This is a genomic window from Streptomyces sp. NPDC059169, from assembly GCF_042755225.1.
In the GTDB taxonomy this organism is placed as follows: Bacteria; Actinomycetota; Actinomycetes; order Streptomycetales; family Streptomycetaceae; genus Streptomyces.
On record NZ_JBHZCF010000017.1, the window covers coordinates 147,700 to 162,072 of the forward strand.

Consider the following 14,373-nt stretch of genomic DNA (forward strand, 5'->3'; position numbering starts at 1 on the left):
AAAAAAGGAGAGGGGGGGCGGGGATTTTGTGGGGGGGAACGCAAGGGGGGGGAGTGAGGGGGGGGGAGACCTTCGGGGGGGGGGGGGGGGGGGGGGTTGTCCGGTCGGGCGGCCCCCCCGACCCGTTCGGCCCCGTCCGCTACCCGCGACGGGGGCGGCTCCGGCGCATCACACGTACTTCCCGTACCCGTCCAGCACCCGCAGCACCTCGCCCTCCCCCGCAGGCGGCAGCTGCAGCACGACCTCCTCGCAGCCCAACTCCGCGTAGTGCGCCAGCTTGCCCGCCGACGGCAGCACCGCGTACGGGACGATCTGCAGGGTCCGCGGGTCGCGGCCGGCCTCCTCCCAGGACGCGCGGAGCGCGGGGACCGTCTCCGTCAACCCTCGTCCACCGATCGGCAGCCAGCCGTCCGCGTACTCGGCGATATGCGCGAACAACGTGGGGCCGGCCGCACCGCCGACCAGGGTGCGCGGGGCGCCGCCGCTCACCGGCTTCGGGTACGCGAACGAAGCACGGACCGAGCCGAAGTCGCCCTTGTAGGCGGTCGGCTCCTCCGCCCACAGTGCGCGCATCAACCGCATGCGGTCCCTGCCCAGTTCGCGCCGCGTCGACCACTCGACGCCGTGGTCCGCCGCCTCCTCCTTGTTCCAGCCGAAGCCGACGCCGAGCGTGAAGCGGCCCCCACTGAGGTGGTCGAGGGTCGCGATCTGTTTGGCGAGGGCGATGGGGTCGTGCTGGGCGAGGAGCGTGATGCCCGTGCCGAGGCCGAGCGTGGACGTGACGGCTGCCGCCTGTCCCAACGCGACGAAGGGGTCGAGGGTGCGGCCGTACTCGGGCGGGAGTTCGCCACCGGCCGGGTAAGGGGTGGCCCGTTCGACCGGGATGTGGGTGTGCTCCGGCAGGTACAGCCCGGCGAAGCCGCGCTCCTCCAGCTCGCGTGCCAGCCTCACCGGCGTGATCGTCTGGTCCGTGAGGAAGATCGTGGTCGAGATCCGCATGCGCGTCCTCCGTGTACGACTCTGGTGGCGGGCTAAAGGTATGCCGTACCGTGCCGGATTCCGAGAGCCCGCGCCCCGCGGGAAGAGTCCACCCGATGACGCGTCTGGGCCGTGTGACCGCCGCGGGGCGGCAGCGGCGCGCCGTCGTTCGCCGCGCTCCGCTTGCCCCGGAGGCGTCAGGTGCGCGGCCCTGACCGGAGCGCCCCACGATGCCGGGGGCGGTAACGACGTGCCGGGAGGGTCGCCCGCGGTAGTACCGGCATGCCCGCGCCAGATCCCTGAATTGCGCGTTGCACAAGGGAAGTTCGCCGTGGCAGCATGCCGTCCGTGACGACAAACGGGGATGGTGTTGCGCGGCGCGAACACCTCTCGCAGCTTGCCGAGTTGGCCGTCTGGACGGCATCGCACCGGTCAAACGCCAGTTCAGTCGACGACGCCCGGCCGACAGCAGCCGACCCGGGACCGTCCGGGGAGGACGGACCGGAAACGGCGCGCAGGGACTTTGCTCGCTTGCTCGGGGAGTTCCGGCGCAATGCCGTGCTGGTGCCGTTCGACGCGTACGACAGCCTGTGGACGGCCGACCACAACGGCGTCCGATGGATCTGTGCCTTCTCGGACGAGGACGCCCTCGCACGCTTCGCCGCGGCTCGGGGAGACGCCCGACGGGAATGGGCCTACCGGACGGTTCTCGGTGCCCGACTGCTCGACGTGATGGTGCCCTTGCTGCCGGGACCCGGCGGTGTGGCCCTGGACGCGGGCAGCGCCGACGGCATGTTGTTCCCGCCGGTCAAGGGCATCGTGCCCGATCCGGTGGCGCTCGACCTCGGGCAGACGGGGGACGCTGCGTGAGTATCGACCTCGGACGGACGGGGGACGCTGCGTGAGCGGGGAAGGCCCCGACCTCAATGCGCCTCCGGATGCGCTCGCCAACATCGTGGACGGCATCAATCTCGCCCACTCCGAGCTGAAGGACCTCGGCATGATCGGCGAGGCGACGACGGGGCGGGGCTTCTCCGACCTCTCCCTGTCGGGACTGGAACTCGGACACGAGGCGCTGGCGGACCAGTTCCGGACCTTCTGCGACCGCTGGGAATGGGGCGTCCGGGCACTGACGCTGAAGGGGAACCTGTTCGCCCAGGGTGTGGGACTGTCGGCCGGTTCGCTCGCCGAGCTGGACCGGTACGTCAAGGACACGATCAAGATCGGCGTCAACTCGCTGAACGGCAACCCGCACCTCAGCGAGGACGAGGTCAAGACCAAGAGCTGGGACGAGATCAAGAACCAGACCGCCTACGACGCCCCGGATTGGAGCGCCGAGTCGTTCTCCCAGGCGGGCGAGGAGGTCAAGCAGACCTGGAAGGACACCTCCTACGACGCGCTGGACGGCCAGTTGGACGCCTACGAGCGCCAGGGGCTCATCGACCCGGAACTCCGCGAAAGGGCCCAAGCCGACCTGCGCGAGAAGTTGGACCCGTCGCAGGAGGCCATCGCGCGGACCGAAGAGACGCGGTAGGGGGACAGCACAAGCCATGGACTTGGAGGACTGGGGCAAGGCCCTCGACAAGGGCATTGACATCGTCGACCAGGGAATGGACAAGGCCAAGGAAAAGCTCGGCGAAGGCATCGACTACGCGACCGACAAGGTCGGGCAGGGCCTGGACAGGTACGGTGCGCACGAGTGGGCGGACGGCGTCGAGGACTGGGGCGACAGGACCGCCTCCTCGCTCGGCGCGGAAGTGGGCGAGCAGCAGCTCGGACAGACCGAGGAAGCCGACGAGCTCATCCACGGAAACCCTACGACCATCGCGTCCACGGTGAAGAACCTCCGTGATTTCCAGAAGGCGTTCGACCTCGTCGGCGACGGGATGAAGCAACTCGACTCCAGCCACTGGAAGGGCGAGGCAGCCGACGCGTTCCGCAAGAGCTTCGCGACGCTGCCGACCGACTGGCTGCACGCCGCCGATGCCTTCGAAGCCGCTGCGAAGGCTCTGGAGACCTACTCGACGGCCGTCGCCGGTGCCCAGGGAAAAGCCCGCGAGGCGATCGCCCTCTACAAGGAGGGCGACGCGGACTCCAAGACGGCGACCGACGCGTACAACGAGAAGGTCGACGCCTACAACGCCGCGCGGAGCAGCGACGCCCCTCTTCCCCGGCCCGGCGCCTTCACCGACCCCGGCAAGGCCAAGCGGGAGCGTGCCGAGGAGATCCTCGACGAGGCCCGCAAGCACCGCAACGACGCCGCGGAGATCGCGAAGAAGGCCGTCGCCACGGCCCTTGCCCACGCCCCGCAGGAGCCCACCGGGCGCGAGAAGGCAAAGCTCGAGTTGGCGGACTGGAGCATGGGCCTGAGCGTCGAAGGCACGCACCTCGCCGGTGGCGTGGGCAAGGGCGCCGCCGGGCTCGTCGACTTCGTCCGCGCGATCGACCCCAGGGACCCCTACAACCTGACCCACCCGGCCGAGTACTACAAGGGTCTCAACATGACCCTGGCCGGCCTCGTCTCCACCGCCGCGCACCCCGACCGGGCACTGAAGGACGCATGGGAGACCCTCAAGGACGACCCTTCCGAGTTCCTCGGCCGCGCGGTGCCCGAGGCCGTGGGCAGCAAGGGCGCCGGGCTGCTGCGCGGCGGCCTGCGGGCCGGGCTGAAGCGCCTCGGGGAGCATCCGCCGACGAAGGGCCGCGGCGGACAGGCCCGCGACCCCCACGGCAAGGGCCGGAAGTGCAGTGAGGTCGTGTGCAAGGCGGACCCGGTCGACATCGCGAGCGGCCGGATGCTGCTTCCGCAGACGGACATCGCCCTTCCCGGCTCGCTGCCCCTGGTGTTCCGCCGCACCTACGACTCCTCGTACCGTGCGGGCGGCTGGTTCGGACCGACGTGGTCCAGCACCGTGGACCAGCGTCTGGAGATCGACTCCGAGGGCGTCGTCCTCGTCTGCGACGAGGGCAGCCTCCTCGCCTACCCCCACCCCGCGCCCGGCGTCCCCGTCCTGCCCACGCACGGCAGGCGCTGGCCGCTCGACCGGACCCGCGACGGCTACACGGTCAGCGACCCCGACACCGGCCGGGTCTGGCACTTCGCCGACCACACCGACGAGCTGGCCCTGCTCGCGCAGATCGACGACCGCAACGGCCGCTGGATCAGCTTCGACTACGACGGATCCGCAGCTCCGACGTCGATCGTCCACCACGGCGGCTACCACCTGAAGCTGACGACGGACGCAGGAAGGGTCACCGCCCTGCACCTCGCCGGCGCCGCCGCAGACGGCTCGGACCAGGAGGTCCTGCGCTACGCGTACACGGACGGCCACCTGACCGACGTCACCAACTCGTGCGGAGTTCCGCTGCGTTTCGGGTACGACGGGCTCGGCCGCATCACCTCGTGGACCGACACCAACGGCAGCCGCTTCGACTACGTCTACGACGACCTCGACCGGTGCGTGTACCAGTCCGGTACGAACGGGCACCTGGAGTCCCGCTTCACCTGGGACGACACGGACCCGGACACCGGCCTGCGCATGACCTCGGTGACCGACGGCCGGGGGAACACCGAGCGGCACGTGGTCAACGAGCGCCAGCAGGTCGTCGCCGAGATCGACGCGAACGGGCACGTCACGCGCTTCGAGCACGACCCGTACAACCGGCTCCTCGCCACCACCGATCCGCTCGGTCACGTCACCGCCACCACGTACGACGAGCGCGGGCGTCCGGTGACGGTGACGCGGCCGGACGGCCGGGCACTGTCAGCGGAGTACGACGGCTTCGGCCTCCCGGTGCAGGTGCGCGGCACGGACGGCACGGTGACGCGCCGGACGTACGACGAGCGGGGCAACCGGACGTCGGTGACCGATGCCTCGGGTGCGACCACGCACTTCTCGTACGACGGGGCGGGGCACCCGACGTCGGTCAGGGACGCCCTGGGGCACACCACGCGCGTGCGCTGTGACGGGGCGGGGCTACCGCTGGAGGTGACGGACCCGCTGGGTGCGACGACGCGCTACGAGCGGGACGCCTTCGGCCGTCCCGTCGCCGTCACGGACCCGCTGGGCGCGGTGACCCGCCTGGAGTGGACCGTCGAGGGCAAGCTCGCACGGCGGGTCGATCCGGACGGCAGCGTGCTGTCCTGGACGTACGACGGCGAGGGAAACTGCACCAGCCACACCGATGCCCTGGGCGGCGTCACCGCCTACGAGTACACCGACTTCGACCTGCCGACCGCCCGGACGGGGCCGGACGGGGTGCGGTACACGTTCGCCCACGACTCCAACCTCCGTCTGACACGGGTCACCAACCCACAAGGACTGAGCTGGGACTACGCGTACGACCCGGCTGGACGCCTCGCGTCGGAATCGGACTTCGACGGCCGGACGCTCACGTATGCGTACGACGCGGCGGGACGGCTGGCCGCCCGGACGAACGGCCTCGGCCAGAGCGTTCGGTTCGGACGCAACGCGCTGGGTCAGGTGACCCGCAAGGACGCCGAAGGCCGCGTCAGCACGTACGCCTACGACATCTTCGACGAACTCGCAGTGGCGACGAACCCGGACGCGACGCTCACACGACTGCGTGACCGCTTCGGGCGCCTCAGGTCGGAGACGGTGAACGGCCAGAGGATGTCCTTCGTGCACGATGCGCTGGGGCGGCGCACCGGCAGGACCACCCCCGGGGGCGCGGTCAGCACTTGGACGTACGACGCCACGAACCGCCGCACGGAGCTGACGACATCGGGCCGCACGCTCGCGTTCGAGCGTGACGCCGCCGGCCGTGAACTCACCCGTCGCATCGGCGAGACGGTCACGCTCACCCATGCGTTCGACGTCATGGGGCGTCTCACGGGCCAGCAGGTCACCGGCGACGGCCGCAATCTCCAGCGACGTGCGTACGCCTACCGCGCGGACGGCTACCTCGTCGGCATCGACGACCACCTCTCCGGCGCGAGGTCCTTCGACCTGGACGCCGAGGGCCGAGTGACCGCAGTCCACGCCGCGAACTGGACCGAGCGGTACGCCTACGACGCGGCGGGCAACCAGACCGAAGGGTCCTGGCCCGCCACACACCCCGGCCAGGAAGCCACCGGAACACGCGACTACACGGGCACCCGCATCACCCGTGCCGGAAACGTCCGCTACGAACACGACGCCCAGGGCCGCATCGTCCTCCGCCAGAAGACCCGCCCGTCCCGCAAGCCCGACACCTGGCGCTACGCATGGGACGCGGAGGACAGACTCACCTCTGTCACCACACCCGATGGTGCGATGTGGCGCTACCAGTACGACGCGCTGGGCCGCCGCATCGCGAAGCAGCGACTCGGCGACGACGGCAGCACCGTGGTCGAACAGGTCTCGTTCACTTGGGACGGCGCCACCCTGTGCGAGCAGACGACCGAGGGCACAGGTCTGCCCCACCCGGTCTCCCTCACCTGGGACCACGACGGCCTCCACCCACTGGCCCAGACCGAACGCATCCTGACGGCAGACACGTCACAGACCCCGCAGAGGACGATCGACGAACGCTTCTTCTCCATCGTCACCGACCTGGTGGGGACTCCGAGCGAACTCATCGACGAGTCCGGGGACGTGGCGTGGCACACGCGCAGCACCCTGTGGGGAACGACGACCTGGGCGAGGTCGAGTACGACGTACACACCACTGCGCTTCCCGGGGCAGTACTTCGACCCGGAGACGGGGCTCCACTACAACTTCTACCGGCACTACGATCCGGAAACAGCGCGGTACCTGTCACCGGATCCGCTCGGCCTCGAACCGGCACCGAACCCGAACTCGTATGTTGACAACCCGCACACATGGAGTGATCCCCTCGGGCTCTCCCCCTGCCCAGAGAGAATTGATGGCGGGGGTTGGGACCTAAGAGGCAAGAATCCACTTGACGTAATTCCTGCTGATGCGGTGCGTCGGGACCTAACACCTGATGCGAATGGCGGCGCACAGAAGGGCGTCGAGTGGAAGTGGACCGATTCGGCGACTGGAAACGTAGTCCGGATGCGTGTACATGATGTCGACGGGAATGCCCCAGCAGGCTCAAACGCAGCCAAGGGCGATATCTATAGAATTTCAATTGGCGGCAAATACCAAGATGAATCAGGCACTCTTTACCATCGACAAGTGCATAACCCAAATAGCCCACACCACAACGATAAGGCGGCAAACGAGACACACATACCATGGCCAAGCCAGTACCCACTTCCCTACTGATCCAAGGAGTGACGCCATGCCGCTACAGGCCCCTCAGCTTTGGGAGCTTATTTGCCAAGTAACAGATTCGGACGCTCGGCAGCGCGAGCTCGCAGCAGACCGAGTCCCGGACTGGATTGGCAGTTACTCCTCCGCGGATGGAAAACTGCTCGCAGGCCTCCTGTCGGTGGCTGCCGCACGAGAGACTGACATGGGCACTCTCGAAGCACAGCTCCACGCATTGCTCGAGCTGGGAGCGGGAGGGTTCACCGACTTGGATCTCCTCGTACGATTGCGAGAGATCGACTTGGCCAAGCTACCAGCTGACCTGATCGGCTACGTGGACGATCTCTTGGATACGAGATAGGCGCCACCCAGAGTTCTCCGCCTGACCCAACTGAGGATTTCGAGCGGCTTCGATACAAAGGCACCGGATACTCATCCCCGTGACAGGGCTCGCCCAGGCAGTGCTTCCACCCGGAGACAAGGCTCCACTACAACTTCTACCGGCACTACAATCCGGAAACAGCGCGGTACCTGTCACCGGATCCGCTCGGCCTCGAACCGGCACCGAACCACCGTACGTACGTCCACAATCCGACGGGCTGGGCAGACCCTCTGGGTCTTACCCCATGCGAGAACAATGGCGGGCTCGGCCCGCTTGTCAAGGTGCACAAGCCAGATCCTGCCGCCGGTGCCTTCGCCGAGCGACTTGGCGGCGAGTCGCGAGTAAAGTTCGCGAACGACCCAAAGGGGCGGGAGATCGACGCAGTCAGCGATGAGTACGTCGCACAATCGAAACCAGGCGGAATGCAAATGGGCAGCGCCCTCCGAAACCAAGCCAAAGCGACGTTCGAATAAGCCATTCAGTCTGGTCGCACTCCCTACTTCCACTTCGATGGAGAACCGGCTCCTGGCGTCATCAACAAACTGAAGGAGTACGGTCGACGCTATGGAATCGAGCCCGCAATTGACACAAAACCACTAGAGTGAGCAGAATGTACGAATTTCACGGTTGGTTCGGGATTGCGGAATCGCCTGAGGAGTCAGACACTGGAACCCTCGACGAAGGCATCGAAGAACTTCGGAGACGACTCGCAGAGCTCCAATGGGCGACCGGCGAGATCATGCTACGTGTCCATAATGGCGAATTCTTCGTCCTGGCCAATGGTCTGATGAACCGACGACGCGACGAAGCCGCGGACTTGGATCTCCTCCTCCATCACATTGCCAATCGCTTCCCCGGTTCATGGGGGCTCCTCTATGAGCGCTCCGCTGACATGGATGAGCCTCCGGGACAGGGCGCGTTCCGCGTCCGTGTCATGGCAAGGGGCGAGATCCAAATCCGCCTCGATCCATTCCTGTCGCCCGTCCGACCGATCATCGAGGACTGACGAGTTGGACGACCTGGGCGAGGTCGAGTACGACGTACACACCACTGCGCTTCCCGGGGCAGTACTTCGATCCGGAGACGGGGCTCCACTACAACTTCTACCGGCACTACGATCCGGAAACAGCGCGGTACCTACCTCCGGGCCTTTGGTCCTCGAACCGGCACCGAACATACGTCCACAATCCGACGGGCTGGGCAGACCCTCTGTGTCTTACGCCATGCGAGTTGGGGTTGAGTGATTCAGCTCAAAGGGCTATCGAAAAACTTGAAAATATCAAGAAGAACCCTATCGGTGAGGTAAATTCGCAACCCAATCACAATAATTACGATGCAGCACGGCGGGAGGCAAGCGGGGAGGCGGTGGCTCGAAAACCAGATGGAACTCCCTTCGATCACATTGCCGACTTGAAGCAAGCAAGCAACGGTCTCGACAAGATTCGAAGGATCCTTGAGCTAGAAATGAAAAACTCACCCGAAATACTGACGGATCGCGGCCTGAATGTTCTCGTAAGCAAGCATAGCGAGGTAAATAGGATACTAAACAGACTGAACGGCTTCCTTCATTCAATTGGACATCGATATCGCAGGAAAGTCACCCTCTTCCAGGGTCCACCAATTCGATACGACCGAGGCACATGAACAGCTCAAGCGACAGAAAACGATCTCTGGAAGAACTCGAGGGGCGACGTTGGCCAGAGCCCTCGCCGGATGCCACTGGCCTTGTAAAGGCCATCCATACCCTACGAACCCGCCCCATCGAGAGCCTCACCGTCGAAGAACTACGGCGACTGATCGGACAGAACGTTGGATTGCCATTCTTGATTCCACTCGCCCTGGAAATCCTCCGTGACACTGCACCAGCACAAGCAGCCGGCGGATTCTATGACGACGACCTGCTGTCAGCAGTACTCACCGTCGATCCAGCCGTTTGGGCGCACATGCCGCAATTTGCACAGGAGCTCAAGAATATTCTGGCGACACTCACAGACCTGTCTCCGTACATCGAGACCGGCATCGAAGACTTCCGTCGGGCTGCCTCAGATTGATCGAGATATGTGCAAAATTTCACAGATGATGCGGACTCGGCAAGGCCCTTGATGAATCGGAAGCAAGGTTCCGCGTGGGGAACGACGACCTGGGCGAGGTCGAGTACGACGTACACACCACTGCGCTTCCCGAGGCAGCGCTTCCCCCGGAGACGGGGCTCCACTACAACTTCTACCGGCACTACAATCCGGAAACTGCGCGGTACCTACCTCCGGGCCTTTGGTCCTCGGACCGGCGCCAAACCCCAACTCTTAACATGAGTCTCGGCTGATGCTCGGCTCGTGGTGGAGGCACATGCGGTGACGGGCCGGATTGTCCGCCGCGAACTTGCAGGCGCGGAGCCCAACCAACTCGGGCGGTGCCCCTCTCCCGCAATCCGCGGCTACGCTGATCCGGCACCCCTTCTTGGAGGACACCGTGAGCGGCATGAGCCCTGAGCAGATCCAGCGCATGCATGAGGTGGTCCAGCACCTCTCCGAGTACACGGAACACTTGGAAAAGGGCTGGAAGGTGGAGACAACGGACGGCGAGGTGAAGCTCGTCATGATGAGCCCCAATCTGCCCCACACCACCAATGTCGACGCGTTCCGCGATCAGATCAGGGCGCAGACTCCGGGTATTTCAGCCGTCAACGACACGGACAATGACGGATCCCGTCACCGGTCTTGAGAAGGTTCCCGACCTCATGGCCTTCCCCACCGAGGATGTCGATCCTCAGGCCGAAACGATCGATCCGCGCATGGTGCTGCTCGTCATCGAGATCGTTTCAAAGAGCAACCCCAAGAACGACCTCGTCACCAAGTTGGAGGACTATCCGCGGATGGGCGTACCACTCTACGTCGTCGTGGACCCCCGCAACGGCACCGTCGCGGTCCACTCCGAGCCGAAGGGAGGACCTGACGGCATCAGGTACCGTTGCTCGATTCCCTATGAGTTCGGCGATCTCGTCGTCGCGGGACGGTGGACCTTCGACACGTCCGGGCTCGTTCGGTACCGGTGACTGACGGGGTCGGCGACTGAGGGGCGTCCTCGCATCACCGTTGTCCTCGCCTTCCCGCCATGACGCCGACGACCGTGCGTGGCTGGGGTGCACGCGGTGACGGTCCCCGATTCGGGCGAGGGGCCTTCGCTCCCCCGCCACTCGGCGTCCCCCGCCCCTTGTGGCGCCGTTCGCAGCCCGGTACGAGAGTGGAGGCAGCTACGCAGCACCATTCCTGTCCCTCTCACCACCCCCCGGGAGCAGACGGTATGTGCACCGAGGACGACGCACCCCTCAGCCGGCGTGGGCTGTTCGTGACCGGAGCCGCTGCCGCGCTGACGTTGGGCGGTGTGAGTTTCGCCGAGGCAGCAGACGGGGCGGCCGGGCAGACCACCACTCGGGTCGTGGACGGCACCCTGCCGCCCGGCTCGCCCGACTTCGTCTACCTGCCCGTCGAAGTGCCGCGCGGGATCGCCGAGATCCGGGTGGCCTACGCCTACGAGAAGCCTGAGGTCCCGCCGGGCACCCAGGGCAACGCCCTGGACATCGGCGTTTTCGACGAGCGTGGTACGGCGCTGGGCGGCGAAGGCTTCCGCGGGTGGTCGGGCGGGGCGCGCAGCGAGTTCTTCATCCGGGGCGACGAAGCAACGCCCGGCTACGTCCCCGGGCCGATCCGCGCCGGCACCTGGTACATCGCACTGGGCCCGTACACGGTCGCGCCCCAGGGCCTCGCCTACACCGTCACCATCACGCTCACCCACGGGACTCCGGCGCCCACGCCGAAACCCGTCTACCCGGCGGAGCGGGCCAAGGGGCGCGGCCGGACCTGGTACCGCGGCGACTGCCACCTGCACTCCTGGTACTCCGACGGCCGCCGCGACCCCGGCGAGATCGCCGCCCTCGCCCGCGCCGCCGGGCTCGACTTCATCAACAGCAGCGAGCACAACACCCACGCCGGGCACGGCGCATGGGCGGACGCGGCGGGTGACGACCTGCTCGTCCTCCTCGGGGAGGAGGTCACGACGCGCAACGGGCACGTCGTCGCCGTCGGCACCGACCCGGGCACCTTCGTCGACTGGCGCTACCGTGCCCGCGACGACCGCTTCGGCCACTACGCCCGGCACATCAGGCGTGCCGGGGGTCTGGTGGTCCCGGCCCATCCGCACGCCACCTGCCTCGGCTGCAATTGGAAGTTCGGCTTCGCCGAGGCCGATGCGATCGAGGTGTGGAACGGGCCGTACACCCCCGACGACGAGGTGTCCCTCATGGACTGGGACGGCACGCTCGTGGCCGCGGCCCGTTCCGGCCGCTGGACCCCGGCCATGGGCGGCAGTGACGCGCACCGCGAGCCCGACGCGGTCGGTACCCCGCAGACGGTGGTGCTCGCCGACGACCTGACGCGCGACGCGATCCTCGACGGCCTGCGTGCCGGGCGCAGTTACGTCGCCGAGTCCAAGGACCTGTCGGTGTCGCTCGGTGCGACGGGCGGGCGCGGCCACCATGCGGACATCGGCGGGCGGCTCCGCACCCGCGCCGACGAACCGGTCACCGTGCGTCTGGACGTCCGCGGGGCGCCGGGGTGCACGACTCGCTTCATCACCGACCAGGGCGTGCTCCACACCACCGTGCTGCCGCAGTCGGGTGCGGGCACGGTGGAGTGGCGGACGACCGCCGCGAACGCGGCGTACGTGCGCGCGGAGGTGCGGCATGTCGCCGTGGTCCCCTTCTTCCCCGGTCCACTGGCCGCGTTCACGAATCCGATTTTCCTGGGGTGAGCGTTTTCCTGGGCACGATTCCCGGAGCGTGAATGCTGGACATCCCCGGATTCAACCTCTGGCTGATAGTCGCGGAACGGGCACCACGGGCGGAAAAGGATCGTTGACAGCCGGGCCGCAGGGGGTGAAACGTTGGCGCCGGCTCCTCTCACATCCCTCGATTTTCACGGAGGTACTGTGCCCAGACGCCCGCGGTTAGCCGTCCTGGCCATCCTGCTCGCGACCGTCGCGGCTCTCGCCGGATCCGCGGCCGTCCCCGCAGCAGCCGCACCCGCACCCGCACCCGCCGATCAGTCGGCGATCGCCCAGCCGCCGAGGGTCAGGCCCGATCTGAACGGCCTGCGCATCAAGGACATCAGCGGACCGGCGATCTATCTCGTCCTGGACGGGAAGCGCAGGCACGTCCCGAATCCGGAGACGTACAACAACCTCTTCCGCGACTGGAACGGAATTCAGCACGTGGTCGACGCCGCGGCAATCGACAACGGCGACCCGCTCTCCGACGGCGCATTTCTGGGCAAGGCTCCGAACGCACCCGAGGTCTATCTCGTGAGCAATGGCGTGAAGCGGTGGATCACCAGCCCCGCAGCCATGGACAAGTACCACTTCGCATGGAACAGGATCGCCAGCATTTCCCCCGTCGCACTGCACGCGATTCCCACGGGAGCCTCGATCTCCTGACCGCATCCCCCGGGTCCTCCTGGTTCTCCGTTCGCCTGGTTCCCGGGTTCCCTGGATCAGCGGCCCGCCGCCCCTCTCCCCCCGGCGGGCCGCTTCGGCGTCCCGTTGCCCCGCGTGCACGGCCGGCGGCGTGGTGACGTGGCCGAACAGGTACGCGTTCGCGGCTGGTCGGGTTGTCTAGACGTGGCGTTGCACGGCCGACCGCGGCCGCAGGTCAGACCCGGGCGCCCGACCGGAACGTGCGCCGGTACGCCGCGGGTGAGGTCCCGAGCAGTGACCGCATGTGCTGCCGCAGGGAGTTGCCCGTTCCGAATCCGGCCCGGTGGGCGACCAGGTCGATGGACAGGTCGCTGGACTCCAGGAGTTGGCGGGCGAGTTCGAGGCGCTGGGTCGTGAGCCAGCGGCCGGGTGTCATCCCCACCTCGTCGCGGAAGCGGCGGGTGAACGTGCGCAGGCTCATACGGGCGTGGGACGACAACTCCGCCAGTGTCAGCGGCTCCTGGAGACGTTCCAGCGCCCATTCCCGGGTGGCGGCCGTGGTCGTCGAGGCCGGTTCTGGCACCGGCCGGTCGATGAACTGCGCCTGGCCACCGTCGCGCCACGGCGGTACGACGCAACGGCGGGCGACGTGGTTGGCCACCGCGGTCCCGTGGTCGCGGCGCACGAGGTGCAGGCACAGGTCGACGCCGGCGGCGATGCCGGCCGAGGTCAGCACGTCGCCGTCGTCGACGAAGAGCACGTCCTCGTCGACCTTGATCCGGGGGAAGGCGCGCTGGAAGTCCCTGGCCTGCTGCCAGTGCGTCGTCGCGGGCCGGCCGTCGAGCAGCCCGGCGGCGGCGAGGACGTAGGAGCCCGTGCATATGGACACCAGCCGTGTGCCCGGGCGGACGCGGTCGAGCGCGGCGGCCAGCGGGGCCGGCAGGGGGCCTCCCTCGGCGAGGTGGCCCAGGGCGTAGGAGGGCGGGACGATCACGGTGTCCGCCGTGTCGAGCGCCTCGGGGCCGTGGCTCACGGCCACGGCGAAACCCGCGTTGCTCTGCACGGGCCGGCCGTCCGCCGTGCAGACCAGGACTTCGTAGAGCGCTCGGCCCTCTTCGTCGTTGGCCCAGTTGAAGATCCGGGACGGGATGCCCAGCTCGAACGGGGGTACGCCGTCGAGCGCCAGGACCACCACGCGGTGCACGCCGGGCGCGGTGGGCGCACTGGGCACCGGACACAGGGCCTGTGGCGCCGCTGGCGCCACTGGGGAGCCGGCGGTGGAGGGGACCGGTGGGGTTGCGGGGGGTGCGGAAACGGCCATGGCCAGAT

General features: G+C 67.4%; 11 protein-coding genes and 4 pseudogenes. 13 read left to right on the plus strand and 2 right to left on the minus strand.

Annotated elements, in window-relative coordinates:
• Window positions 1-168: 168 nt before the first annotated feature.
• Window positions 169-999 (minus strand): LLM class F420-dependent oxidoreductase, encoded by an 831-nt coding sequence (locus ACFXOM_RS27945; RefSeq protein WP_384939407.1) that lies wholly within the window; start codon window positions 997-999, stop codon window positions 169-171.
• Window positions 1,000-1,326: 327 nt separating this feature from the next.
• Between ACFXOM_RS27945 and ACFXOM_RS27950 the strand changes: the two genes are divergently transcribed.
• From ACFXOM_RS27950 to ACFXOM_RS28010, 13 genes and pseudogenes are all read left to right on the plus strand, one after another.
• Window positions 1,327-1,848, plus strand: coding sequence for an SseB family protein (locus ACFXOM_RS27950; RefSeq protein ID WP_384939405.1), 522 nt, complete (start codon window positions 1,327-1,329; stop codon window positions 1,846-1,848).
• A gap of 31 nt (window positions 1,849-1,879) precedes the next feature.
• A complete protein-coding gene (locus tag ACFXOM_RS27955; protein ID WP_384939403.1) occupies window positions 1,880-2,512 on the plus strand; it encodes a hypothetical protein in 633 nt (210 codons plus the stop codon).
• A 16-nt stretch (window positions 2,513-2,528) separates the two neighbouring features.
• On the plus strand, window positions 2,529-7,211 hold the full coding sequence (locus ACFXOM_RS27960) for a putative T7SS-secreted protein (protein ID WP_385039797.1): 4,683 nt from the start codon (window positions 2,529-2,531) through the stop codon (window positions 7,209-7,211).
• Between the two features lie 438 nt (window positions 7,212-7,649).
• Window positions 7,650-7,829 (plus strand): annotated as a pseudogene (locus ACFXOM_RS27965) (RHS repeat-associated core domain-containing protein); the annotation flags it as partial.
• Between the two features lie 30 nt (window positions 7,830-7,859).
• A pseudogene (locus ACFXOM_RS27970) lies at window positions 7,860-8,183 on the plus strand (restriction endonuclease fold toxin).
• 5 nt (window positions 8,184-8,188) lie between these two features.
• The gene (locus tag ACFXOM_RS27975) at window positions 8,189-8,584 is read left to right on the plus strand and encodes an Imm7 family immunity protein (RefSeq protein WP_385039800.1); all 396 of its coding nucleotides are present in this window, start codon (window positions 8,189-8,191) and stop codon (window positions 8,582-8,584) included.
• Window positions 8,584-9,222 (plus strand): annotated as a pseudogene (locus ACFXOM_RS27980) (polymorphic toxin type 28 domain-containing protein); the annotation flags it as partial. The gene ACFXOM_RS27975 and the pseudogene ACFXOM_RS27980, both read left to right, overlap by 1 nt.
• Window positions 9,219-9,629 (plus strand): contact-dependent growth inhibition system immunity protein, encoded by a 411-nt coding sequence (locus ACFXOM_RS27985; protein ID WP_385039803.1) that lies wholly within the window; start codon window positions 9,219-9,221, stop codon window positions 9,627-9,629. The pseudogene ACFXOM_RS27980 and the gene ACFXOM_RS27985, both read left to right, overlap by 4 nt.
• A 72-nt stretch (window positions 9,630-9,701) precedes the next feature.
• A pseudogene (locus tag ACFXOM_RS27990) lies at window positions 9,702-9,876 on the plus strand (RHS repeat-associated core domain-containing protein); the annotation flags it as partial.
• 180 nt (window positions 9,877-10,056) lie between these two features.
• Window positions 10,057-10,299, plus strand: coding sequence for a hypothetical protein (locus ACFXOM_RS27995; protein WP_384947390.1), 243 nt, complete (start codon window positions 10,057-10,059; stop codon window positions 10,297-10,299).
• Window positions 10,274-10,630, plus strand: coding sequence for a Uma2 family endonuclease (locus ACFXOM_RS28000; RefSeq protein ID WP_384939394.1), 357 nt, complete (start codon window positions 10,274-10,276; stop codon window positions 10,628-10,630). Before ACFXOM_RS27995 ends, ACFXOM_RS28000 begins: the two co-directional genes overlap by 26 nt.
• A 248-nt stretch (window positions 10,631-10,878) precedes the next feature.
• Window positions 10,879-12,384, plus strand: a complete 1,506-nt coding sequence (locus ACFXOM_RS28005; RefSeq protein ID WP_385039806.1) for a CehA/McbA family metallohydrolase — start codon at window positions 10,879-10,881, stop codon at window positions 12,382-12,384.
• 177 nt (window positions 12,385-12,561) lie between these two features.
• Window positions 12,562-13,065 carry a hypothetical protein gene (locus tag ACFXOM_RS28010; RefSeq protein WP_385039809.1) on the plus strand — a complete coding sequence of 168 codons (504 nt, stop codon included), beginning with the start codon at window positions 12,562-12,564 and terminating at the stop codon, window positions 13,063-13,065.
• 214 nt (window positions 13,066-13,279) lie between these two features.
• On the opposite strand, the gene ACFXOM_RS28015 is transcribed toward ACFXOM_RS28010, so the two are convergent.
• Window positions 13,280-14,275, minus strand: coding sequence for a GlxA family transcriptional regulator (locus tag ACFXOM_RS28015; protein ID WP_385039811.1), 996 nt, complete (start codon window positions 14,273-14,275; stop codon window positions 13,280-13,282).
• Window positions 14,276-14,373 lie beyond the last annotated feature (98 nt).